This window comes from Alteromonas sp. MmMcT2-5 (genome assembly GCF_022348315.1).
GTDB classification, from domain to species: Bacteria; Pseudomonadota; Gammaproteobacteria; order Enterobacterales; family Alteromonadaceae; genus Alteromonas; species Alteromonas macleodii.
The window spans coordinates 278,224-303,782 of the sequence record NZ_JAKRFB010000002.1 but is presented as its reverse complement, the minus strand read 5'-3'; the positions used below and the strand labels follow the sequence as shown (position 1 = coordinate 303,782).

Here is a 25,559-nt window from a genome sequence, read left to right as displayed (position 1 = left end):
CTGAAGAAGAAACTGGGCTAGCTAATCACTATTTGTGTTTGCCAGCCCTATCTCACTATGTAACCCGTTAGCGAACTTTAATAAGGATACGTCTTTATTTTTTTGTCGGGCGCGGCCAATTTGGAATATTGCGCTGCTTACCGCGGGCAACGGCTAGCGCGTCTTCGTCTACGGTTGACGTGATCACGGAACCAGCACCTACAGTAGCCCCTTTGCCAATGTTTACAGGCGCGACAAGCGACGAGTTTGAGCCGATAAAGGCATTGTCGCCGATGACGGTTTTGGACTTGTTCACACCGTCGTAGTTACAGGTAATTGTGCCTGCGCCAATGTTCGCTTTGGCACCCACTTCTGCATCGCCTAGGTAGGTTAAGTGATTCGCTTTGGCGCCCTCGCCTAAAATAGCCTTCTTCATTTCCACGAAGTTACCCACTTTGGCATTTTTCTGCATTACTGCACCAGGGCGTAGTCGAGCGAAAGGCCCGACCGTACAGGCTTCACCTACACTGGCTTCTTCAACAATAGAATTAGCTTCAATTACAGCGTTATCGGCAATAGTACAGTTGTGCAGAATACAGTTTGCACCAATGTTGACGTTGCTACCAAGTGTCACCTTACCTTCAACAATAACGTTAACGTCGATAATTACGTCGTTACCGGTTTCAAGCTGGCCGCGTAAGTCAAAACGAGCAGGATCCAGCAAGGTCACGCCATTGGTCATTAGCTCCTCGGCTTGGCGACGCTGAAGCGCGCGCTCCAGGTTAGCTAACTGCAAACGATTATTAACGCCTTCCACTTCTACCGCAGACTGTGGCTGTGCTGACTGAATTCGCTTGCCTTCGGCCGCTGCCATGGCAATAACGTCGGTAAGGTAATACTCACCTTGCGCGTTATCATTGCTTAACTCGCCCAACCAGCGCTTAAGATCAGCACCAGACATCATCATCATACCGGTGTTAATTTCTTTAATTTCACGCTGGGCATCAGTGGCGTCTTTGTGCTCAACTATCGCGGTAATGTTGTCATTCTCACGAATAATACGGCCCATGCCTGTTGGGTCGTCTAGATTTACAGTGAGCAGTGCTAAATCACAGCTTTCCTTCACAGCTTTTAACGCACTTAGTGTCTCTTCGCGAATAAGTGGCGCGTCGCCAACCAGAACAAGCACGTCTTCATTGTCTTTAATATGAGGTGCCGCTTGCTGAACAGCGTGGCCTGTACCTAACTGTTCGGCCTGTAAGCACCAGTTTAGATTATCTTCAACAACCGTTGCCTTAAGCTGGTCGCCGCCATGACCGTAGACCAAATGAATATTGTCAGCACCCAGTGATTTTACTGTGTTGATAATCCGCTGCACCATAGGTACACCACCTACTTTGTGTAACACCTTGGGCAACGATGATTTCATACGAGTACCTTTACCCGCCGCTAAAACAACCACTGAGAAAGCCATATAATTCCTTTATTTCGCAAAGAGAATGAAAAATCGGAGCATAGTGTAACCAAGGAAATAGCATATGTCAGCGGTTCATTCGTGATCAAAAGCTATTTGCAGAGTGCGAAAACTAGGTGTTTTCCTTCATTGTTATTTAGTCTAAAGTTAATGATAGTCACCTAGTAGTTCAATATTGCAACAGGTATACTTACCATTATAGGTAAAGTTCAGTCAGGCAAGGGAGCATGCGCAGTCTGTGAACACATTTAGAACACTGCATAGAAGCATTTTAGTGTTATTCGCGGTAGTGGTTATCGCTATCGTTACACTGGTACATTTTAGTATTTCCAAGATTGTTGCCGAGCAGAGTCGCGCGCAACAACAGTCACTTTCGCCCGCAATCTCACTTATTGTGGAGCAACTTTTAAAACCACTCCATATTTCAGAAGCTTTGGGGCATTCTACCGAGTTAGTAGACTTGATGGATGGAGAAACGATTGACCAAGAGGCTGTTTTCAAAACATTGGATCGTCTTGAAAATGAGTTTGGGTTGTCTTTCTTTATTGCCAGCGAGGCAGACAGAAAACAATATAATTCTGATGGCAGCATAATTAACCTGATTGAAGGGGAAGTAAGCTGGTATTTCAAGTACAAGGACTACCCTACCGATGCCGTGGCAGATATCGGTAAATGGGAAGACACCCATTTCTATATTGATATAAAGATCCACGATGAAGATGGCCGCTTCTTGGGCTTCTTTGGTGTTGGAAAGAGTCTGCGCAGTTTTATCGAGGTCTTCGATACCTATAAGCAAGAGTACGGCTACGACTTTTTGTTTGTAGATGGTGAGGGTGACATTATGCTGTCTTCTGATCCTAATCTTATTGCGTCTTACTCTGATTTTACCAATTTGTCAGAATTGCCTTGGTATGCCAGCCTTCCCCTTACTATCCAGAACGAGCAGGCACTCAACAATAAATTAGTGACTATCGACCAGAATGATTACCTTATTGCCGAAGTAAAACTTAATCAATTTGGTTGGACGGTGTTTTTACTTAGTCCACTTGAAGAACGCCAGGCTGAAATTTCACAAGCATTTATATTCAGCGTTGTAACACTACTGGTTGTTGTATTCTCGCTGTTTTTACTTATCTACAATCTGTTGTATTACTTCAGAAAAGACATGCAGCCAGATCTGGTTGTTCGCCATACCAACCGTCTTCCAGAAAAAGAGAATTTACAGCTTATCTACAAAACGTTGCTGGCTGAACATAAGTCATTAAGCGTGATGCTGATTAGCATTGATGAGTTTTCTGACATTGTCGACGCTCACGGCAGAAACGCAGGCGACGACTTATTAGATAAAGTTGTGGCCTACTTGGCTGAGCACTTGCGCGAGCAGGATGTATTGGGACGCTGGAGCAGTGCAGAATTCATTATTCTATTGCCACATACCGGCCCGCATGTGGCTTTTGATATGGCACAAAATCTTCGTCACGGCATCGCAACCTTGCCGCCGCTACAAGAGTTACCAGAACTGCTTATTACAGCGTCTATTGGTATATCTTACACCGCGTCACCGCGCGCTATGCACGAAGTAACCGCGCACGCGGAAGACGCGCTTTATCAAGCCAAGCGCGACGGCAGCAATTTAGTAAGAATGCAGCTGATAGACTAGCCCAGGTTTGATTCAATCTAAGCAGGTTTAACCTTAAGGCGTTTTCTTTTGAGAACGCCTGTGGTTAACGCCACACCGAACAAAATCATTAAACCACCCACAATGGTTTGAATTGATAAGTGCTCTTGCAAGAACAGTACACCCCAAATAATGCCAAATAGTGGTACTAGGTAAGCTACAGTAATGGCTTTGGCTGGGCCGATGTCAGCTATGAGTTTGAAATACAAGATATACGCTATGCCCGTGCCACCGACAGCCAGCGCTACCGCATTTACCCATGCATTCACGCTTGGCATTGTTTCTGGCAAGGTCGCAAGCGCGAAGGGTGCTAGCATCACGCTGGCCATAGCCTGACTACCTGTAGCGACAACCAGAGGTTTAACCCCCTGCAACCATTTCTTCATCATACACGCCGCTATCCCGTAGCCAGTGGTGGCCAATAATGCAGTCAAAATAGGAAGAAAACTAATATCGCCCTCGCCGAGCTTTTGCTGACTAATAACGGTTACACCTACAAAGCCTACAAAAAGCCCCGCTACTGCTGACTTTGTTAGTTTGTCACCTAACCACAGCCAAGCGACAATGGCGCCAAACATGGGAGCCGTGGCATTTAAAATGGCATTCACCCCTGCCTCTAAATGCAGGCTGCTGTAATTAAACAGGACGAAAGGAACCGCCGTGTTAGCCATGCCCACCAGCGCAATGGCCAACCAGTGGCGCTTTATGTCTTTTACCGACCCCCGTATTAACAGCAATGGTAGCAATACCGCTGTAGCAAGCACGGTACGAATGGCTACTAATACATAAATGCCAAATTCTGGTGCGGCAACACGCATGAAAATAAATGAACCGCCCCAGATACCGGCTAACACCAGCAGCGAGATAATGTCTCTTATTGCCATTCTTTTATCACCATTTTCTTATCACCCATTCTTTTATAGCCCCAGCACCCCTTGGGCTCCTTCTAAATTAAGTAAATACTGCTTACGCGGTAAACCACCTGCATAGCCCGTTAGGGTTTTATTACTTCCGATTATACGATGGCAAGGCACAACAATAGCAATAGGGTTACGACCATTTGCCATACCCACGGCGCGGACAGCTTTTGGGTTGCCAATGGCTTTTGCGATATCTAAATAGCTAGCGGTTTCGCCGTATTTAACGTGCTGCAAAGCATCCCACACCTGATTCTGAAACGCCGTACCTTTAGGGCAAAGCGGTAGGTCAAACTCGCGTAACGTACCGTCAAAGTATGCTTGTAACTGACTGCACGCTGCTTCGGTGATGGCGTTTTTTTGCGAATGAAAGTCGTTGCTTAGCACGCTTTCTTGCGCTGCAGTTTCTCTGCCTATACCACCCTGCTTTGCGTTGGCCGTATTATCTGATTTAGCGGCACTCACGAACTCGATAGCCGTTATGCCTTCATCAGTGGCTTCAACTTTAACAAGCCCCTGTATGCTGTTCACGAAATCTGTATATTTCATACTTACGACTCTCTTTACTGATTGCTTAACTGCCACAATTGAAGGGTTAAATAACTGCGCCAAGGTGCCGCTTTTTCAGGCGCTATGGGGTACTGCTGCGCCATTTTACGAACGATTAAATCACCGCCAAGGTAAATATCAGGGTTTCTCTCCCCCCGCATTTTTAAATAGTCGAGCGTCCACGGCCCCACGCCTTTAATGGCGAGTATGTCTTCATGGCTTGGCATGTTACCGTTTATGAATAAACGAGCAAAGTGACGTACAGCCTCTTTTCTCGCCTGTGGCATACGTAAGAATTCAAGACTGTCTTCGGCCACACTTTCAGGCGAGGGAAAGCTGTAGCGTTCACTCGTTATAGATTCAAGACCGTTTGACGGGAGCGCATCAGATACCGTTTCGCCCAGCTGATGTACCAGTAAAGTCACCTGGCCAATAGCCGCTTTTACACTAACTTGCTGGCCTACAATAGCCCGGCAGCCGCTTTCAAATACGCTCCATGCACTGGGAAGGCGTAGCCCAGGCGTTAACTTGCTCGGCGGTAGCCCAGACTGCAATAGGCTTTGTTCAATTAAAATCGGGTCAGCGTGAAGATCTAGTACCTGCTTTATATTTTCAATTATCGTATGAAGACGACCTAAATCAGGCATGTCGATGAGAAGTTTGAATCCGTGGCGCGCCTCGTCGTGAATGGCTTTAAAAAAGCCTAAACTTTCATTGCATGAAAAGTATCGTTCATAGCTCTCGTTCGTTACTCGCTCCATGCCCTCAATAGCGCGAGTTGCCAAGAAATCTCGTACATAGGGCCAATTGTACGGCGGCCGATAAGAAAGAAATAAAGAGATAGCCTTTTGTTGAACCGGCTCTTTTTTTCTAAGCTGGGTAGGAGACGTAGCGCAATATTGCTCTATGGCCCGCTGCAGTTGTCTCAGTGATTGATAGCCTGCCGTAATTGCGATATCTGTCATAGATAAATGAGTTTGTTGAATAAGCTGCTTTGCAAACAAAGTGCGCTGCATATTTTGAAACTGCTTAGGCGGTATGCCCACAGCATTGACGACCAACTTATTTAGGTACCGCTCACTAATACCCAACCGCATAGCAATATCCGCAACGCGCTCAATGGGAATAACAGATAGCAGCGACAACGCTCGGTTAATCGTTGCACCCACGCCTTTCCACGCCGCTGAACGAGGTGCACTGTCTGGTCTGCAGCGAAAACATGGACGATAACCATGTGCCATTGCCTGTGTGGCGTGTTGAAAGTAAGTCACATTCTCTTCTTTAGGAAGTCGCGCTGGACAGATTGGCCTACAGAAAATACCGGTTGTTTTTACCGCCACAAAAAATCGTCCGTCAAAGCGCGGATCTCTGCTAAGTCTTGCTTTTGAAAGCACTGACTCAGCAGTTGTTGAGTTTTCTGAAGCCCCCATGTCTGAGACAAAAAGATTGTCTGGCATTAGAATGCGCTTCCCACCTGTCGTTTATCACACTTTATCTAGTGTATCGTGCATTGGCCCTGTTGGTGCGACAAAATCAGAACTCAATAATTACAAATCTTGCTAGTCGAACTTTTCTTCCTTTCTTGCATATTCTTACAACGGTTCGCTTACCGCTAGAATAAATCAAATCATTGAAGAGATAGTGAGCATAATTAGCGACATTTGATCATTGGAGCAGCTAAACGCATAATAATGCGATAATAATAATGAGCGCCTGATGGATGTATCAGAAAACCACAGGCTTAACGAGCTGACTGTATGCTGAACTCTTTGCGCACCTTCAAGCTGCGCCTGTCTAAAATTTGGCTGATAGCGATGCTAATGGTCATTACACAAAGCGCTTTTGCGGATTGGCTTGATGACTATGCTAGTTACGTTCAAAAGGAAGCCTCAAAATACAACGTGCCTGGTTATGCGTTTGTGTTTTATGAACAGGGCAAAGCGCCAAGGGTTTACGTATATGGAAGTACCCGCAAACGCGGCGGAGAGAAAGTTACAGAGAACACAGTATTCAGGCTAGCTTCTGTTTCAAAAACCTTTACTGCGTTGTTGTCAGCTAAACTTGTAGAAAAAAACCAGCTTAGCTGGGAAACACCGATAACCACCTTATTACCCGACATTCCTTTTAAAGGCAAAGGAATGAATGCGCTGCAACTGCAACATATCGTTGGCCAATCTAGTGGCTTTATGCCCAACGCTTACGACAACCTTATTGAAGCTGACTACTCGCTGGAGCGCGTGCTTAAATCCCTGGGCGAGCTTGAACCACTGTGTGCGCCGGGTGAATGCTATACCTATCAAAATGCACTCTTTGGTGCGCTGGAATACTACTTCAGCAACAATAATACCTCTTACTCACGACAGCTTCAGGCCAACCTGTTTGCACCACTAGGTATGAAAACAGCCAGTGTTGGAAAAGGCGGATTGCTTGCATCAGAATCATGGGCTCAACCTCATATTGCTATCGCCAGAAATAAATGGCGCGAAGGAAAGGTAGAAAGCAACTACTACCGGTTCTCTCCAGCTGCTGGCGTTAACGCTAGCATTTCAGATATGACGATTTATCTGCAAGCGCTGCTAGGCGAGTTCCCCACGGTCATATCCGATGAAATGGTAGACTATGTCACTACAGAGCGCGTGAAAACGAAGCGTGAAACCTACCGCAGAGGTTGGCGCGGCATGATTGACGATGCTCACTATGGTTTGGGTTGGCGTATTTACGACTTAAATGGATTACAGCTTAACTATCATGGGGGTTGGGTAAAAGGCTATCGTGCTGACGTGGCGTTTTTGCCTGAACACAAAGTTGGCTATGTGATGCTGATGAATGCAGAGTCGAATATGATTAATTCAACGACAGCCGAGTTTTGGAAGCGTTACTTGAAAAAAGCCGACGCAGATAAGTAATATCGGCATCGGCTTTTCGGTACTTTCATTCAGATATTAAACGCTACTGTTTTAGATAGGTATAACCTGCCAAACAGTTTTCGTAAAAATCAGTCCAGCGAACCCCTTCACGAGGGTTCAATTTTCCGTCCCACACTTGCTTGTCTATCATGCGTTTTACGTCTGATGCCATTGCGCGCGGGTTATACTGCATAACGTTAAGTACATCTTCTACCGATGACCCCTTCACCACTTCTTCAATGTAAAAGTCTTCAGGATCGTCGTCATAGCTGTAAATATGCACTTCATTTAAGCGACCAAACAAGTTGTGCATGTCGCCCATAACGTCTTGATAAGCGCCCGTTAAGAACAGACCAATGTAGTACGGCTCATCTTTCTTAAGTGGGTGCATTGGCAGTACGTCAGTAATTTCACGGCCAATAGTGAACTGATCAATTTTACCGTCGCTATCACAGGTAATATCCACTAGCGAGCAATTGACCGTTGGCTCTTCATTCATACGAATAAGAGGCACTACCGGCAGCAGCTGGTCGATGGCCCATGTATCAGCAGCCGACTGGAATACAGAGAAGTTACAAAGGTACTGAGACGACAAACTGTAATCTAGCTCTTGAAGCTCTTCTGGAACATATTCTTCGTTGCGATACCACTGCTGTAAGCGACCCATAATTTGCCAGTACAGCGTTTCGATTTTGCCCAGCTCTTCAAGTGACAACACGCGTAATTTAAATGCATCAAGCGCTTGCTCTTTGTACTGCGACGCATCGTTGTAAATTTCATGCATGTTCGTTTGTTCATCAAACGTGTCTGCAAGTTCGCGCATATTCTTAAGGAAGAAGTGTTCACCCGCTTTTGCTGATGTATCCATTTGCGACGCATTCGACTTAATTTCGCCCACAATTTCCGTGATAACACAGCTGTGATGCGCAGTGATTGCACGTCCACTTTCACTAACCAGATGCGGATGCGGTACGCCTTCAAGGTCGCACATTTCCTTCATGCCATAGACAACGTCAGCCACATACTCTTGCATGCTGTAGTTACGCGACGATTCATTAGTTGAATTACTGCCGTCGTAATCGATACCAAGGCCACCACCTACATCAACATAGTCTAGCTCGAAGCCCATTTTGTGAAGGTCTGCGTAAATACGCGCGCCTTCGGTTACCGCTTCTTTAACCGCACGAATGTCTGTTAATTGGCTACCAATATGGAAATGCAGCAGCTTTAAGCAGTGCGCCATGCCTTGCTCTTCAAGGTAGCGGGCTGCGTTAATGATCTCAGTAATGGTTAAACCGAATTTCGCACGTTCACCACCAGAGCTTTCCCACTTACCACGACCTTTCACCGTCATTTTTGAGCGCACACCAATGATAGGATCGATATCCAGCTCTTTGGCTATTTTTACCAGAAGAAGAAGCTCGGTGTATTTTTCGACTACTACCACAACGCGGCGACCCAGCTTTCTTCCTAACAGCGCAAGACGCATAACTTCGTCGTCTTTATAACCATTTAGGATAGTCAGAGACTCTTCGTTGGTATTCATGGCAAGCACAGTCAGAAGCTCGGCTTTTGACCCCGCTTCTAAGCCATAGTTAAATGGCTTGCCCGCATCGACAATTTCCTCAACGACTTCGCGCATTTGGTTTACTTTTACCGGATACACACCTTGGTACTGGCCTTGGTATTCGGCTTCTTCGATGGAGCTTCTAAATGCTTTGTTCAAGCCTGCAACTTGCGAGCGCAGAATATCGTGGAAGCGCACAACAACAGGAAACTGTACGCCTTCTTTGCGGATATCTTCAATTACCGAATTAAAGTCGATTCGAATGCTAGGATCTTCAGGAACAGGGGTAATATGGACGTTGCCGTTTTCACCAATTTGAAAATAGCCGCCACCCCATTGAGACACGCCATAGACGCGCTCCGCTTCTTCGATGCTCCAATCTGACAATTTATTCACCTATTTGTAAGTGGGCTAGGCCAATACCTAGCATAGAAAGTGCGAAAATAAGCAGCGTATTATAGTCAACGTAAGACTGAACGCGATAGTTGTTGCGATATAAAATATCTATTGTCGCGACGAATTTTGTTTATCGAACGCGGGCTTTTTTAGCCTATCCAAGTTCGAACATAATCTAAAACGACGTTATCTGCTTTTTCTTCACAATGGGTTATAAACTCTGAGATGCTTTGAGTACGTTCAAGTTCAAATCCCAGTTTAATTGATGGCGCGCTAAAAAACTTCTCTGCAATGTGATCAGCATCTGTTGCTTCATCTTCCAGCCATGTCTCGCTGAGCTGACTTCGCCTATCTAACTTAATGGGCGCTTTTATTTGATTGAAGGTATCAGAATTGGGGATTTGCCAACTACGCATGTCTACAAATAAGTGAAAGGGTCTGCCTTTACGGGTTTTCAAGCAATCAGAAAGCTTAGCAAGGTACTGAATGTTGGTAGACATATCCCACTCGCCACGAAGCGTGACCAAAATACAATTTCTAAACGGCTCAATATGAAAAGGGGTCGTAGACATTTATTCGTACATCTCTATGCGACTATATGAATAGCTAACTCAACATCTATAGCATTCACATACTAGAGCTGATAAGCATCAACTACAACTATAGTTGAGTACTTTATAATTAAGTTTAATACCCAACAAAAAGGCCTGTGTTTAAACAGGCCTTTATAGAAGATGTATCAAAAAGATACGCTGTATTAGTCGTCTCCGAACTCGCGAATAATGCTGTTAATAGTGTCTTTAGCGTCACCCAGAACCATGCGCGTGTTGTCTTTGAAAAACAGCGGGTTGTCTACACCGGCAAAACCGGCATTCGCAGAACGCTTAAGTACAAAGACCGTTTTCGCACGATGTGCTTCGATAACTGGCATTCCGTAAATAGGGCTGCCTTTCATCTCTTTGGCTGCTGGGTTAACAACATCGTTTGCACCGATAACAATAACCACGTCATAGTTTTCCATACGAGGGTTAACGTCATCCATCTCGTATAGTTGGTCATAAGGCACGTCAGCTTCTGCCAATAACACGTTCATGTGGCCCGGCATACGCCCCGCTACAGCGTGAATGGCGTAGTCAACCGTACAGCCATTTTCCTCTAGCAACGACTGAAGTTCACGTACCGCATGCTGCGCTTGCGCAACCGCCATACCATAACCAGGCACCACCAGTACTGCTTGCGCTGCTTCTAATACATAAAATGCATCTTGCGCCGACAGTACTTTAATCTCGCCTTCTATTTTTTCGCCGGCCTCGACTGGCTTGGCAAAGCCAGACAACAACACATTCATCAATGAACGGTTCATGGCCTTACACATAATATTGGTAAGAATTAAGCCTGAAGCGCCTACTAGTAGACCGGTAACAATCAATATTGTGTTACCTGTAGCAAGACCTGCCGCCGACGCTGCTACACCTGAGTAGCTATTTAAAAGCGCAATAACCACTGGCATATCTGCACCACCAATTGAAATGGTAGCCCACAAGCCGAAGCTTAGTGACAACGCAATAGCACAGTAAATCCAAAGTGGGTTGCTTGGGTCGGTAGTAAAGAAATAACCTATCACCACCATGCCAATTAGATGCAAGATGCTTAGCTCGCGAAGCCCTGTGAAAATAACGGCTTTAGAGCTCATTTTTCCTGACAACTTACCCCAGGCTACCACCGAGCCAGAGAACGTAATGCCCCCAACTAAAATTGTGAAAAACAGGGTAATAAAAGTGAACGCACTTTCCGTTTTAAGAGTAATTAGGCTCATTCCGGCTAATGTTGCCCAACCCAGAAGCAATGACGCTGCGCCACCAAAGCCATTAAATAACGACACCATTTCTGGCATTGCCGTCATTTCAACGGTCTTGGCTTTCCACGCACCAAAGGCGCCACCAATAACAAAACCTAGCAGGATGTAATGATAGCTAATAATCTGCTGGTCAAGCAGGGTGACGACGACAGCAACCAGCATACCAATGGCAGAAATAAGGTTACCTTTTTTCGCGGTATCTGGATGGCTAAGTAACTTAAGTCCTAGTATAAATAGTGCCGCAGCTACTACGTACGCAAGGTTTATTACGGTTACGATATCACTCACTTGCGTACTCCTTATTTATCTTTTTTCTTGAACATGCCAAGCATGCGATCAGTAACGAGATAACCACCCACCACGTTGATGCTGGCCAGCGCCACCGCTGCGGTACCAAGAATGGTCGTTAGCAAGTTGTTGTCGCTACCCGAGGCTACCAATGCTCCCACTAACGTAATACCCGATATCGCGTTAGAGCCTGACATTAAGGGTGTATGTAAGGTTGCTGGGACTTTTCGAATTAACTCAAAACCCAAAAAAGCAGCCAGTAGCACGATGAAAAGTAGGTAAATGATTTCCATGATTAGGCTCCTTTGTATGCGTTGTTAAGCATGTCGTTGGTGATGCTACCGTCGTGGGCGATAACACAGCCGGCCAGAATGTCGTCTTCTAAATTCAGCCCAAAGGTTTTGGTTTCATCGTCGAAGAACTCATCCACAAGGTTGTAGATGTTATTGGCGTACATGTCGGTGGCGGCTTTAGCCACATACTGGCTCCAGTTACCATTACCAATTACCTTTACACCGTTAACTTCAACGGTTTCGCCAGCAACCGAACCTTCAACATTACCACCTGATGTTGCGGCCATATCTACAACCACACTGCCCGGCTTCATGAGTGCTAATGTATCTTTTGAGATAAGCACTGGTGGCTTGCGACCAAATAACTGCGCTGTCGTAATAACAATGTCAGAGTCGGCAATCGCGTCGCGTTGCGCTTCTTGCTGCTTCGCTTTTTGTTCATCGGTCAGTTCTTTTGCATAACCGTCCTTCGTTTGGCCTGTTTCCCCAATGTCGATCTTAAGGAATTTGCCACCTAGCGATTCTACTTGCTCAGCCACCACAGGGCGGGTGTCATAAGCAAGTACGTTTGCGCCTAAGCGTTTCGCGGTTGCTATGGCTTGAAGACCCGCTACGCCAGCTCCAATAATAAATACCTTTGCTGGTTTTATTGTTCCTGACGGTGTCATCATCATAGGTAATATTGATGGCAACTGATTCGCCGCCTGCATCACCATTACGTAACCCGCAAGACTCGCTTGCGAGCTCAATGCGTCCATTTTTTGTGCACGAGAAGAACGAGGGATCATCTCTACAGAAATAGCGGTTAGCCCCTTTTCTGCAATAGACTCAACAAGCGATTGCTGAAAGAAAGGGTCGAGATGGCCTACCACAATGGCCCCTTTTTTCATCAACGCTAGCTGTGCATCGGTGGGTTTGTTCACCGCCACGAGCATATCTGCTGTTGATAATGCATCATTCACATCATCGATGACAGTTACGCCTACATCTTTGTATTCTTTATCTGAATACCCTGAGTGTACGCCTGCTCCTGCTTCAAGCAGTAAGGTCGCCCCTTTTTTCACCAGACGCTGTGCACTACTAGGTGTAGCCGCACATCGCTTCTCCACATTATTTAGCGGATCTGGCGCTTTTGACTCATTTAATATTATGATTTTCACACGCTTCTCCTCACATTCCGGCTATCCGAGAATGACACCCTTTAAACAGTACTAAGCCATTTTATTCACTTATGCCTAGCATTCTCTAGCGAAATCAAAAACAGAACAGGCAATTTCTGTATTTATTTTACTTCGAATAGCACCCCTTATTCCGCTTATTTTTCAAGCGAAACTGCGGCAAAGCTACGCTATATGGGCATACATCACTAGTATCATTTACTTACGAGTCATAACTAATATTTATATAGAAATGGCATACAGGCGATAAATGAAGTGGATAAAGAAGCATTTATTCTGTGAATACATTAATAATTGTGCACTTTTTAAACACACGTAAAGGTGAAATACGATAATCGATGTCGAAGAAATCACGCCTTTTAAATAAGGTGATTCAATTAATTTAAAAAATTGTTAAATAAATTTGGGGGATTTTACAAACCGTGTCGTCTTGATGAATTAACAGCGAAATGCTGTGAGAGAAAGCCAAGTGGGGTGCACACCATAAGGCGCATTAAAATTAACGATTAGGACACACACCATCATGTATAGGAAAACCAAGCTTGCATGCTCAGTGGCAGCAGTTTTAGCGTCGGCTATTTCTGCGAATAGTGCATTTGCCCAAGACGCGCAACCCAATAAAGACGTAGAAGTGATTGAGGTAAGTGGTATCCGCTCATCGGTTGCAAAATCGATGGATGTTAAACGCAGCTCTGCTGGCGTAGTCGACGCCATTAGCGCAGAAGACATCGGTGATTTTCCCGATACCAACTTAGCTGAATCACTACAGCGTATTACCGGCGTATCTATCGACCGTTCAGGCGGTGAAGGCCAGCTAATTACCGTACGTGGTTTTGGACCACAGTTTAACACCGTGTTGGTAAATGGCCGTCAAATGGCGTCTGAAAACGATTCGCGTGCGTTCAGTTTCGACACGATTGCTTCTGAGTTAGTAAGCAGCCTTGATGTGCATAAAACGTCAACGGCCACAATGCAGTCTGGTGGTGTAGGCTCTACCATTAATATTAATACCGCGCGCCCGTTCGCATTAAACGGTTTTAAAATGGCGGGCTCGGTAAAAGGCGTGTACGACGAAAATAGCGAAGAAACTACGCCGCAATTTTCTGGCCTTATTAGCAACACGTTCAATGACGACACCTTCGGTGTATTACTTGCCGTTTCACACCAAGAGCGTGAGACTCGCCTTAACCAGGCTCAGATGGACGGTTGGCTAGAGAACGTTGGCGTGCCAAACCCTGTTACGCAGTCAGGCGACGCTTGGACAGGCAATGTATTTTCACCGCGAAACTACGATCACAAAGTGACCTTTGAAGAGCGTACCCGAACAAACGCTAATCTTGTATTCCAATATGCACCTAACGACAAACTGGTTGTAACTGCTGACGCACTGTATTCAGATTTTGACGTAGAGTCTGAAGCAACGTCGTACGGCCACTGGTTTACCGCACCTAACATTCAGGGTGTAGGTGATGACGGCAGCCTGTTTGATGAAAACGGCAATCGCCGCAGCCCAACGGTTGATGCAAACGGTACTATTGTCGATTTATACCAAGAGGTAGGTTTGGCGACAGATATGCACGCCAAAACGTTCGACCGTTTAACTGATACCTATGCCATAGGCCTTAACTTTGATTACCAGTACTCTGATAATCTGAATTTATCGTTTGATTTAAGTCATTCAGAAGCCGAACGCGAAGCCAATAATGGTGGCGGCGATCAGCTTTCACTTATTGGTTATGCCAACCGCGTACGATTCCAAGTAGATGACAACATTTTACCAGTTGCCAGCATGTTCGCTTCGCCTAATGACAATATTTATAGCGGACAACAAGAACTAGATGGCGCGATTGTTACTGGTCCTGACGGATTCCCTATATACAACCCTGCACTGACACCTGATGGTGTGAGCAATCATCTTGATGAAGCTAACAGCCGAGCTCACGTAATGCTGCGTCGAGGCTGGGCGGTAGAAGATGAAGTGAGCCAGCTGCGCTTTGACGGCGAATACGTAACAGATGGCAGCGGCTTAACTGAAATTCGCTTTGGCGCACAGTACAGCACCGAAACCAAATCACTTACCCGTTGGGACAATGAAGGTGTAGGTATTCACTGTACTTACTGTGGTTACCCAGACTTACCTGAGATCCCAGCAGGCAGCCAATACGTTTTTGACGCAGGCAGCGATTTTCTTTCTGACGTAAGTGGTAGCGGTCGCATGCCCACCTCTTGGCTTGCCCATGATGGCGAAGCCAACTTTGCGTTTTTAGAATCTTATTATCAAAGCGTAAATGGTGAGTCGATTAGTTTTGATGCGGTGCGTCGTAATAACAGCTTTGAAGTTGAAGAAGATATTATCTCTACCTATATGGAATTCGACTTTGAAGGCGAAGTTGCAGACATGTTCTTAAGCGCAACCGCTGGTGTGCGTTATGAAATGACGGATGTGACGGTTAACGGAACGCAAGCGCCAATAACGGGCTTAACGATTCTGGATCAAACCGAAATGCTGGCTGGTTTTGGCGATGCGCAAAGTATTGCCACTGAGTCTGATTACGACGTGCTATTGCCAAACTTCAGCGTACGTTTGGAAATTACCGACGACTTAATTGCGCGCTTTGCGGCGAGTTCAACTATTACTCGCCCTACGCTTAACAGCATGTCGCCGGTAACGGTAATTACAACCACCCGCCAAGGTGGTGACTTAACATCTACCAGTGGTAACCCTGCGTTAGAGCCATTCAAATCGGATAACTTGGACTTGTCACTAGAGTATTACTATGACGAAGCAAGCTATGCATCGATTGGTTACTTCAGAAAGCTGGTATCGAACTTTATTGTTAATAGTCAAGAAGACAAAACCTTTGAGCTTGCTGACGGCAGCCTGCTAACCGACCCTTCTACAGGCACTAACGCTAGCGCGCCAGATGCGGGTGACGACGTAGCTGTGTTTACCAATACTCTGCCAAATAACGGTGAAGACGCGACGGTAGACGGCTTCGAGCTTGCGCTTCAGCACACTTTCGATAATGGCTTTGGGGTGCTTGCCAACGGAACTATCGTTGACAGTGACGCCGAACTCGATCCATTCGATATTAATCAGGTATTTGCACTAACCGGGTTAAGTGATTCTTACAACTTGGTGGCATTTTATGAAACTGACGATTATCAAATTCGTCTTGCCTATAACTGGCGTGATGAGTTTGTTCAGTCGTTAACACAAGGGCAGGGTGACGGCCCAACCATTGTTGAGTCTTATCAACAGCTTGACATTAGCGGTAGCTACAGCGTGACAGACAATGTAGAAATCTTCTTTGAAGGTATTAACCTTACAGAAGAGTTTGTACATAAACGCGGTCGCTTCTCTAATCACTTGCTGTTGGTTGAAGACAGCGGCAGACGTTGGGCCTTCGGTGTGCGCGGAAACTTTTAGTTTCGCGTAATTGGGGCCGACATTTGTTGGTCCCACATTCGTGGCTACCCTTTGGTAGCCACAGTTTTTATTCAGGAAATCAGTATGACAACAGCAACTCCCATAACGCACATTGTAGTAGTTGGTGGCGGTAGCGCAGGGTGGCTAACGGCTGGTCGTATTGCAGCGCAACATCAATGCGCTACCCGCAAAGACATTAAAGTAACCTTAATAGAAAGCCCCAATGTGCCTATTATTGGCGTGGGCGAAGGCACTTGGCCAACCATGCGCTCAACACTAATTGCATTGGGTATTAGCGAAACCACTTTCATCAAAGAATGCGACGCCACATTCAAGCAAGGGGCAAAGTTCGCTAAGTGGACCAGCGGTGAAGAGCACGATTTTTACTACCACCCTCTCATGCTGCCCCAAGGTTTTTCGCAAACAAATTTAGGCCCTTATTGGCAGTCTGTTGCACCAGAATTAAACGAATCTTTTTCCCATGCAGTATGTGTTCAGGAAGCGATATGCGAAGCAGGTTGTGCACCTAAAAGCATACGCCACGCAGAGTTTGCAGGCACCGCAAACTATGCTTATCACCTAGATGCAGGAAAATTTACCGCCTTTTTAACCAAACACTGCACTGAAAAACTAGGTGTACACCATGTGCTGGCCGACGTTAACCGCGTTGAAAGCAGCAATAACGGCGATATCAAAGCCCTTAATACCGAGCAAGGGGTAATAGTAGAGGGCGACCTTTTTGTTGACTGTACCGGCTTCAAATCTATGCTGCTTGGTGAGCATTACAAAGTGCCGTTTATTCCCTGTGACGATGTACTTTTTATCGACCGAGCATTAGCAGTACACGTGCCTTATGACACCCCGCAAAGTCCTATTGCTTCCCACACTATCTCCACCGCACAAGACGCCGGTTGGATTTGGGATATCGGTTTGCAGTCACGCCGAGGTGTAGGCCACGTCTATTCCAGTAGGCATCAGAGTAAAGATGACGCCTATGCTCGCTTAGACACATACGTTCGCCAAACCAGCACGTTAAACGGCATAGATGGGATAAACGTAAAAGACATTACTATTCAAAGCGGACACAGGCAGCGCTTTTGGCAAAATAACTGCGTGGCTGTTGGGCTAGCGGCGGGCTTTCTAGAGCCGTTAGAAGCCTCAGCGCTTGTACTGGTGGAGCTGTCTGCCTCAATGATTGCTGAACAGTTACCAGCAAACCGAGCCGTAATGGATATTGTGGCGAAGCGCTTTAATGACACCTTTTCTTACCGTTGGCAGCGAATTATCGACTTCTTAAAGCTGCATTACATGTTGAGTAAGCGAGAAGACAGCGCATTTTGGCGGGACAATCGCGATAGTCATACTATTCCGGATTCATTAAAAGAATTACTCGCACTGTGGCAATACCACCCACCTAGTGACAAAGACTTTACCAGCAACAACGAGGTATTCCCCGCGGCAAGCTATCAGTATGTCCTGTACGGTATGGGGTTCACCTCAGATTTAGGCGCACATCAGCAATGGGTTAACGCCGACTTTGCTAAGCAACAGTTGATGCAGAACAGAAAAGCTCGCGGCATGGCGGTGGAGAAACTGCCTAAACATCGCGAACTTATTAATAAAATTCACCAATTCGGCCTGCAGGCCGTTTAACGTAAATCAATAAGCAGGGCCTACGTATGACTCACATGGTTGCCATTAATAATAAACAACATGCAGATTTGAAAGTAACCGACGATGCATTGTCACTCAGTGCCAATCAGCACCTTGTTCCTGTGGTGGTCTCTGAACTCAACAAGCTTGTGGTACATTACCCCGTGGTGATCACCAAGTTTGACGATTCTGGACAATTTGGCTTATCTGCCTTATTAGGTTTTGAAGAAAAAGAAAACCTATTTTGGCAACAAGGTGAATGGGATGCGGTTTATATTCCCGCACAGTTTGAACGCCTGCCTTTTTATGTAGGAACGGAAGCGCAAAGCGCTGACAGCAGCAACCGGGTGCTGTGCATTGATATGGATAACGCTTCAGTAAGCGAAGAAAAAGGCACACCGCTTTTTGATAACACGGGAGAGCCCAGTAACTACCTGTTAGAAAAGCAGCAGATCCTTGCTCAGCTTCTTGACGGTGAAACGCAAAATCAACGTTTTATTGCCGCGCTGCAACAGCACAACCTTATCACACCATTCACCCTAGATATTACCTTTGAAAACGAAAGCAAAACGTCTATAACAGGGTTATATACCATTGATGAAGATAAGCTAGCGGCGCTTAGTGCTGACGCGATTGCTGATTTGCATGCACAACACATGCTGCAATGCATTTACACGCTCATAGCGTCAAACGCACAAATCTATGCCCTTATCGACAAAAAGAACAAGGCGAATAAAAACGCAGACGCATGGTTTCAAACTACAAATTGATTAAGGTTGGTGAGCAAGCCACACCGATTGTTGTTATCGATGGTTTCATACCAGACCCGCTGAGTTTGGTAGAAACAATTGCTCAACACCACCCGTTTACAAAACGAGATGGCGACTTTTATCCGGGGGTGAGAAGTCACCCGCCCCAGGAGTATGTCGAACACCTACATACCTCGCTTCCGCTGCTGTTTAGCCAACTTGCTTCGCATAATGGGCTACAAGATTTTGGCGTGGAAAAGCCGCTTCAAATACCCCTAGTGCAACTTTCCATAGCCAATCAAGAGCCGAAAAATTTGTCGCCCATTCAATGTATTCCACACATCGATACGCAAAAGGATAATGAATGGGCATTGGTACACTATCTGTTTAGCGCACCTTTGGGCGGTACTGCATTCTATCGACATATTGAAACGGGGTTAGAGCGGGTTAATGCAGCGCAATACGAAGGCTATTTTAAAACCTTAAAACGTCAAGCCACCAGCGTAGGGCTACCACCTAAAGCGTACATAAACGGTGATACCGCCATGTTCATCCAAATCGCCCGCATTGAGCCTATGTTTAATCGCGCCGTGTTGTATCCAGCCAACTTGCTGCACAGCGGCTGTTTACCTAACGATATTTCGGATTCTGTTGATGTGAAAGAAGGCAGGCTAACCGCAAACGCCAGTATCACGTTTAAAGGGTAAAACGCTCAGCCCTAATAATGAGGACTATGAAAACTTCAGATAGCGATTTGCGATAGCTGCCTTTGGTAGTGCTCGTTACGTTACTGCAATTTTAAGATTGACGACTAATTCATTAGTGAAAGTGTAATAGACGCGATTTCATCCGTGCCCGTTACGGTTATTGGTGAAGTCAGGCTATCAAAGGTAAATGGAATTTTCTCATAGCTTCGACCGCCGTGCTCTCTAGCCACTTCAACGTGAAGTATTAACGACGAAGAGTTTGCGCTTTGTCCAAAATCATCCAATCCATCCCACTCTATGTGCAAGGGCGCGTTTTTCTTTGTAGCCCCGGCAAACCCATCGACTAAACCTTCATTTTTCCGACCCACTCTTCGCCACCATGTGCGCAGCTCGCCTAGCCACCTTTCGCTGGTGCCGCGAAGCGCCAAGCTTTTTACTAGCCGGTTCTTTTCGTCGCTTATCCACACGCTTACGTAAGGACCGCGATAATCTGCAATGTCAAATAGCGGTAAGGTGATATCAATTGAGATGGCGTGGCCATTTTTTTCAGCCTTGTTTTTACCCGACGTGCGAGCCGTATAGGTGTTGCTGGTAAATACCCTGCCATTTTCATCAATTAACTTCAGCGCTAGTGATGGGTTCGCGTTAACTAACTCCATGGCTTGCTGCGCTGTTTTGGTTGCCGAAAAGTGTGCTAACAACATGGCTTCAAATGCGTTATCCGCCACTGATATGGCTTGAAACTTGGCGCTAGGCCAACCGTCACTGTGGCTTAACACGCCCTTTTCTAAAGACGCCAGCTTTGAAGTAGAAAGTACTGGGCGTTGCCACGGCCTGATGTATGCGATGGTGCTTGGATTACTAACAGCGTCCGTTGCGCGGCCATTTTGAATTACAGCCTCTTGCGCCACGGTCCCCTGCCAACTAAAACCTTGGTTCGACGCGTGGGTTTCTAGCCCTTGCGCGCTAATGTGGTAAGAACGAATATTAATTGATGTCAGGTAGTGAGCAATGCGATCTACGGCAAGAGAAGCTGTGAACTCGGATAAATCCCACTGGATAGGTGACGCAAATGCCACGCTGTTATCGTCATTAAAATTGACCTCAGCAATGCGCGCCACACGAGCAAGACGTCTCACTTCGCGACGCGAAAGGTCATGCTTACCTTGAACATATTCGGCCCAATAGTCATAAAGCGCACCGTTGCGGCAGCTTATGTTACCTTCAGTCCGATTAAACCAATCCTCGCACCGCTTAATGGCACTGTACAGCCACGCCGGAAGTGTACCTTCGTAACGTTGATTAATTTCGCTAAGCGCACTCGTTGCGTTTGATTTATCTAGCGTTTGATAGGTGTCTTTAATCAGTAGATCAATATTCTTTTGCTCAATGGCGCTAAGTGTCTGCTCTTCGTACAGGGTTATTTCTGTGTTAAGTGTGTGGGAGGTTGCTTCTGGTGATGGTGCAGGAAACACATACAACTCGGCCTTAACAGCATAGCTGGCGGTAAATACCGCCAGATATAAAAGGAAACGCCCAACCATTATTCGCTGACTTGTGCAGTGGTGGTGTCACTTTGCTCCTGCTGACGTGGCGCAGGCGCTGGATCAGCTAACGTTAAGTAGCCATCACCATTAGTGTCGTAGCGATGAAAGGCATTAAACCCAGACACCATGTACTCTGAAAATGTCATTTTGCCATTCTCGTCTGTATCAAGAACTTCAAAGCGAACGTAAGTTTGTTTAATTTGCCCTTCATGGGTCTTCTCGATCTGTGCATCCAGCCTGTCTTCAAACTCAAGCACGTATTCTTGCTCTGTAAGCTTGTCATCACTGTTTTCGTCTGTACGCTGGAATTGCGCTTTGCGAACGGCGTGAAACTCTTCTTTTGTTACCTTTTCGTCACCGTTTTGGTCGTATAAGGTGACAAAGCCTTCAATATTGTGGCTGGTCGGCATGCGCAACATAGGGCGCTGTACTAGCTCAGGTTTGTCATCTTTTTCCTGTGACGCCGAGCGACGGGGCGCTGGTTCAGGGTCGCCCAGTGCAACTACACCATCATTATCACTGTCCATACGCGAGAAACTTCGCTCACCCACCGCGTTTACTTCATCAATAGTAATGAACTCGTCATCGTTACTATCGACAGCATGGAAACGTATGTGAGTTTGTTTTACCGATGCTTTTCTGTCTTCAGCTAACCGTTTTTCTACTTTGCCTTCCCACTCATAAACGTATTCACTTTCATCAAGTACACCGTCTTTGTTGGTATCAGACGCATTGAAGCGAGCGCGTCTGGCATCAACGAACTCTTCTAATGGAAGTGACTCGTCTTTGTTTAAGTCATAGGTCAATATAATGCCGCTGGCGCTATGTGGTGCCGCTACTGCCGAAGCGCTAATACAAAGCGCAGATACAACGGCTAAACTTACTGTTTTAAACATAATTATCTCCTTGTACCCTCAATGATTAATAGGCTTCGAATGATAGTGTGGTGGTGTAGCTATAAGTGGGCACGTCTGCACCATCAGGCGCGTCGGTACGCAGTCTTACTTGCATCAAATAGACATCTTGTGCTGAAGGAGTAAATGACGCTTGCCCTTTGGCATTTGTCGTTAATTTTTCTACATCAGATTCTTCGGCGAACTGATCTTTTCCTTGGTACACCGAGATTTCATGATCGGTAACAGGCTTACCGTTAAACAGAACTTTGAAATTAAAACTCTCGTTGGCAAACAAACTGTTAGGGTGATTAATTGCCACGATCTCTAAGCCGTCGTTTCTTGGCGCTAACGCCTGTTCACTTGGCCCTTTCTTCGTTACGTACGTTGTTGCAAACGTAACTGATTGAAAGTGCTCTTTTAGTATCGCACCTTCAGGTAGAGGCTTTTCATTACCTCGCATAGAGCCTCGCTCACCGTCCTTTTCATACACGCGAAAAATTGCCCCCATGCGTTTTCCGGTCGAAAACTGGTAAGTCCCTTCTTCCTCTAAAGTGTGCTCAAGAACATTACGGGTAGACAGATCGACAACCTTCTCCACACTCACTTGCTTGCCGCTAGGGGTTACCACTTCAAACGATGCATTCGTAATTGCCGCTTCTGGTACAAAAAATTGTTCTGCAAAAGATGCATCCAGCGTGACTTTACCGCCTCTAACCGGTTCAAACTGAAGCGGTTTTAGGTAAGCCACGTGGGCTAGAGCAGCGCCACTGAAGCAGCTTGCAATAAGCAAGGGTAAACTGATGAGCGTGTGTTTTTTCATGGTTTTTTATTTTCTAGTTGTGTAAAAGTGAAATCATACTATTGCAAATGATAATGGTTATCAATAGTATTACGATCGATTTTTGACGCACGAAGTGTCAAGAAATCGCTTTGACAGGCGCGATTTAAGAAAAATAAAAATGATATCAACCGACGCAAACAGGAGGTTTAGCGTTGATACGAAATACTAATTATTTGCACTTTTATTAAAAATTGGAAAAGAACAATGAAATTTAAACGCTCAACGGTAGCTATTTCGCTTGGCTGTGCGCTAACACTTCCTGCCCTAGCTCAACAATCAGAATTGGCAGTTACAAAGGCCAAAAGTGAAGAAACCCTGACAACGACTGTCGAAACCGTGCTGGATGCACAAACTCTGTCAAAGCGCTCAATTACAAATATTGAAGATACCGCTCGCTATATCCCAGGAGTACAAACTAATGATACGGGTAACCGTTTCGGTAACGATGGCTTCAACATTCGCGGCTTGGAAGGAGACGCCGTAGCAGTAACTGTAGATGGCGTCGGTCAAGGCGAAACGCTAAACCCAAGCTCATTCGCCGCTTATGGAATGTATGGATCGAGCCGCGGCGAAATTGAATTGGAACACGTAAAAGCCGTCAATATCACTAAAGGCCCAAGCGCTGTCGCGCAAGGACCAGGCTCCCTTGCAGGCTCAGTTACCTACGTGACCAATGAAGCGAGCGACTTTTTACCTGCCACAGGTGATGCTACAGGCGTTAAGTTGAAAACCGGTTTTGATGCACGCTCTGACGAATGGCTAGTACACGGCACCGTCGCTAACAGAACGGGTAACTTCGACTCGCTATTGCAATACACAATGCGCGACAGTAGTGAAACAGAAGCCCACAGCCATGGTGAGAATATCTCTGGCTCAGCACGTGGTCAGGCTGACCCGATGGATAATCAAGTCGATGCAGTTTTACTTAAACTTGCTTATAACTTTTCTAAGCACCAGCAACTAGGCTTTGTTTACGAAAAGACAGACAGAGAAACGAACGGCGTACCTCTTTCTCGCCAAAGTGATTCTTATTTTGACTTCACCTCAGCGGATGAAAATAACCGCGAGCGAATTGGGCTTTTCTTTAACAACGAAAACTTGGGCCTAGCGTTTGCTGACAGCATAGATGTGACATTGAACTATCAAGAGCTGTTTTCATCGGGTGTAACCAGCTTTCTTTACGGCAGTGCAGACGGCGACGCTATATTGCGTACCGAAGACCGCAATTTCAGCCAGGACTCATTGAGTTTCAATGTTGATTTGGCCAAATCAATCACCGGAGAATTTAACCATGAGATTATTTATGGTTTTAGTTTTCAACAGGTGGACGCTGAAGCGGTGATGTTTGACCGCAGGTTCGCTGGACAAACCGCGGACTCGCCTATATTAGACGGCTACCCTATTCGCGACCAAAGCTTTGTTCCAGAAACCGAAAAAACGTTAATTACAGCCTACCTAGCTGACACGGTTGAACTTAGCGAGCAATTAAGTGTAAACCTTGGACTTCGCTACGATTCAACCGAATACACGCCTACTGTAGATAGCACATTTTCAGACCCCACAGGGTTAAGCATCACAGACAGCGAGTTTAGTGCGGTGGTTGGTGAGATTGGTGCTACCTACGAATTCGTAAAAGGTCATTCTATAAATGTCCGTGTTGCTCAGGGCTACCAAGCGCCTACGCTACAAAGCTTATATTTTGGCACGAACTCAGGGGATGAAGTTACCGACATTATAACTGGTGACACCTTTATTGATCTTGATCGTATAGCCAACAGTGAGCTTGATGCTCAAGAGTCGACTAACTTTGAACTCACTTATATTGGTGATTTCGAGAACGGGAATGTCAGCGTGTCGGTGTTTAGAACTGAGTACACCAACATGATTCAAGACGAGACTTATTCAACGCCTTATGGCACTGAAGTAACTACCGTGCAGTGCGGTCGTTTCGGTTGTGAAACTGTAGTGAACACTGATGATGTATTCACGCAGCCACAAAATACGGGTGAACTGACTGTTGACGGTTTTGAAGTTACCGCCAATTATCATTTTACCGATAATGTATCAGGTCGTTTTGCATATACAGCGTTGGACGGTACCTACGACACCGCGTCTGCTTTCAACAATGCAGGTGACGACTTAGAAACCGTATCGCCAGATACCGCAACAGTTGGATTAGGCTACGTATCTGATGAAGGTGATTGGGGCGCAGAACTTGTCGCAATTTTGAGTAAAGGGGTAGAAGAAAGTACTCAACTTAGCTACACCTCGTTGAACAACGGCGCAGGTCCATCGCATACGCCTGCAGGCTATGCTGTTTTCGACCTGCTCGCCTACTACGACATTACTGAAAACCTGCGCTTTACCACGGCAATTTACAACCTTACAGACAAAGAGTATTACCGCTGGGAAGTACTTAATAGCGTAAGAGACGGTACTGGTGGTTTCTTTGGCGGCGTAAGCGGCAATGGATACCAGCGCTACTCAGAGCCAGGCAGAAGTATAAGTGCCTACGTCACTTACCAGTTCTAATGTAACCAAAGTGCAGGCCATACTGAGTTCAACTTAGCCAAGTGGCCTGCTATTCACTCAAGTATTCTCCCATGAATGTTTATGAAAGTTTGTTCACGAAAATGGGTGATCGAAAGTTCCT

The 25,559-nt window shown here is 45.9% G+C and carries 19 protein-coding genes; 7 read left to right on the top strand and 12 right to left on the bottom strand.

The window, feature by feature from the left end; translation table 11 throughout:
- Window positions 1-94: 94 nt before the first annotated feature.
- Window positions 95-1,453, bottom strand: coding sequence for a bifunctional UDP-N-acetylglucosamine diphosphorylase/glucosamine-1-phosphate N-acetyltransferase GlmU (gene glmU / locus MHN09_RS03325; protein WP_239239109.1), 1,359 nt, complete (start codon window positions 1,451-1,453; stop codon window positions 95-97).
- Between the two features lie 238 nt (window positions 1,454-1,691).
- On the opposite strand from glmU, the gene MHN09_RS03320 reads away from it, so the two are divergent.
- Window positions 1,692-3,113, top strand: a complete 1,422-nt coding sequence (locus MHN09_RS03320) for a diguanylate cyclase (RefSeq protein ID WP_014977725.1) — start codon at window positions 1,692-1,694, stop codon at window positions 3,111-3,113.
- A 17-nt stretch (window positions 3,114-3,130) separates the two neighbouring features.
- Here MHN09_RS03320 and MHN09_RS03315 read toward each other — a convergent pair whose 3' ends face one another.
- The 3 genes from MHN09_RS03315 to MHN09_RS03305 are packed head-to-tail and all read right to left on the bottom strand — an operon-like array spanning window position 3,131 to window position 6,054.
- Window positions 3,131-4,015 carry a DMT family transporter gene (locus MHN09_RS03315; RefSeq protein ID WP_014951239.1) on the bottom strand — a complete coding sequence of 295 codons (885 nt, stop codon included), beginning with the start codon at window positions 4,013-4,015 and terminating at the stop codon, window positions 3,131-3,133.
- Window positions 4,016-4,048: 33 nt separating this feature from the next.
- Window positions 4,049-4,597 (bottom strand): methylated-DNA--[protein]-cysteine S-methyltransferase, encoded by a 549-nt coding sequence (locus MHN09_RS03310; protein ID WP_239239107.1) that lies wholly within the window; start codon window positions 4,595-4,597, stop codon window positions 4,049-4,051.
- A 14-nt stretch (window positions 4,598-4,611) separates the two neighbouring features.
- Window positions 4,612-6,054, bottom strand: coding sequence for an Ada metal-binding domain-containing protein (locus MHN09_RS03305; protein ID WP_239239106.1), 1,443 nt, complete (start codon window positions 6,052-6,054; stop codon window positions 4,612-4,614).
- Between the two features lie 300 nt (window positions 6,055-6,354).
- Between MHN09_RS03305 and MHN09_RS03300 the strand changes: the two genes are divergently transcribed.
- Window positions 6,355-7,503 carry a serine hydrolase domain-containing protein gene (locus tag MHN09_RS03300; RefSeq protein ID WP_039229068.1) on the top strand — a complete coding sequence of 383 codons (1,149 nt, stop codon included), beginning with the start codon at window positions 6,355-6,357 and terminating at the stop codon, window positions 7,501-7,503.
- Between the two features lie 43 nt (window positions 7,504-7,546).
- Here MHN09_RS03300 and speA read toward each other — a convergent pair whose 3' ends face one another.
- The 5 genes from speA to MHN09_RS03275 form a co-directional block, all read right to left on the bottom strand.
- Window positions 7,547-9,457, bottom strand: coding sequence for a biosynthetic arginine decarboxylase (gene speA, locus MHN09_RS03295; RefSeq protein WP_014951242.1), 1,911 nt, complete (start codon window positions 9,455-9,457; stop codon window positions 7,547-7,549).
- Window positions 9,458-9,615: 158 nt separating this feature from the next.
- Window positions 9,616-10,038: an arginine decarboxylase gene (locus tag MHN09_RS03290; protein ID WP_239217755.1), complete on the bottom strand. Its 423-nt coding sequence runs from the start codon at window positions 10,036-10,038 to the stop codon at window positions 9,616-9,618.
- Window positions 10,039-10,223: 185 nt separating this feature from the next.
- Window positions 10,224-11,612, bottom strand: coding sequence for an NAD(P)(+) transhydrogenase (Re/Si-specific) subunit beta (locus MHN09_RS03285; RefSeq protein ID WP_239217757.1), 1,389 nt, complete (start codon window positions 11,610-11,612; stop codon window positions 10,224-10,226).
- 11 nt (window positions 11,613-11,623) lie between these two features.
- Window positions 11,624-11,905: an NAD(P) transhydrogenase subunit alpha gene (locus tag MHN09_RS03280; protein WP_014951245.1), complete on the bottom strand. Its 282-nt coding sequence runs from the start codon at window positions 11,903-11,905 to the stop codon at window positions 11,624-11,626.
- Window positions 11,906-11,907: 2 nt separating this feature from the next.
- Entirely contained in the window at window positions 11,908-13,065 is a 1,158-nt protein-coding gene (locus MHN09_RS03275) for an NAD(P) transhydrogenase subunit alpha (protein ID WP_014980650.1), read from the bottom strand.
- Window positions 13,066-13,606: 541 nt separating this feature from the next.
- Between MHN09_RS03275 and MHN09_RS03270 the strand changes: the two genes are divergently transcribed.
- From MHN09_RS03270 to MHN09_RS03255, 4 genes are all read left to right on the top strand, one after another.
- Entirely contained in the window at window positions 13,607-16,513 is a 2,907-nt protein-coding gene (locus MHN09_RS03270; RefSeq protein ID WP_168463126.1) for a TonB-dependent receptor, read from the top strand.
- 84 nt (window positions 16,514-16,597) lie between these two features.
- Window positions 16,598-18,166, top strand: coding sequence for a tryptophan halogenase family protein (locus MHN09_RS03265; protein ID WP_168463125.1), 1,569 nt, complete (start codon window positions 16,598-16,600; stop codon window positions 18,164-18,166).
- A gap of 26 nt (window positions 18,167-18,192) precedes the next feature.
- Window positions 18,193-18,936, top strand: a complete 744-nt coding sequence (locus MHN09_RS03260) for a SapC family protein (RefSeq protein WP_168463124.1) — start codon at window positions 18,193-18,195, stop codon at window positions 18,934-18,936.
- Window positions 18,915-19,622, top strand: coding sequence for a DUF6445 family protein (locus MHN09_RS03255; RefSeq protein ID WP_168463123.1), 708 nt, complete (start codon window positions 18,915-18,917; stop codon window positions 19,620-19,622). The genes MHN09_RS03260 and MHN09_RS03255 overlap by 22 nt, the downstream gene beginning before the upstream one ends.
- A 104-nt stretch (window positions 19,623-19,726) precedes the next feature.
- On the opposite strand, the gene MHN09_RS03250 is transcribed toward MHN09_RS03255, so the two are convergent.
- The 3 genes from MHN09_RS03250 to MHN09_RS03240 are packed head-to-tail and all read right to left on the bottom strand — an operon-like array spanning window position 19,727 to window position 22,885.
- Window positions 19,727-21,166: a DUF2271 domain-containing protein gene (locus tag MHN09_RS03250; protein ID WP_239217759.1), complete on the bottom strand. Its 1,440-nt coding sequence runs from the start codon at window positions 21,164-21,166 to the stop codon at window positions 19,727-19,729.
- Window positions 21,166-22,065, bottom strand: a complete 900-nt coding sequence (locus tag MHN09_RS03245) for a calcium-binding protein (RefSeq protein WP_061486789.1) — start codon at window positions 22,063-22,065, stop codon at window positions 21,166-21,168. The genes MHN09_RS03250 and MHN09_RS03245 overlap by 1 nt, the downstream gene beginning before the upstream one ends.
- A 25-nt stretch (window positions 22,066-22,090) precedes the next feature.
- Complete coding sequence (locus tag MHN09_RS03240; protein WP_239217761.1) at window positions 22,091-22,885, bottom strand: DUF4198 domain-containing protein; 795 nt, start codon at window positions 22,883-22,885, stop codon at window positions 22,091-22,093.
- Window positions 22,886-23,110: 225 nt separating this feature from the next.
- Between MHN09_RS03240 and MHN09_RS03235 the strand changes: the two genes are divergently transcribed.
- The gene (locus tag MHN09_RS03235) at window positions 23,111-25,438 is read left to right on the top strand and encodes a TonB-dependent hemoglobin/transferrin/lactoferrin family receptor (RefSeq protein WP_239217763.1); all 2,328 of its coding nucleotides are present in this window, start codon (window positions 23,111-23,113) and stop codon (window positions 25,436-25,438) included.
- The last annotated feature ends 121 nt before the right edge of the window (window positions 25,439-25,559 follow it).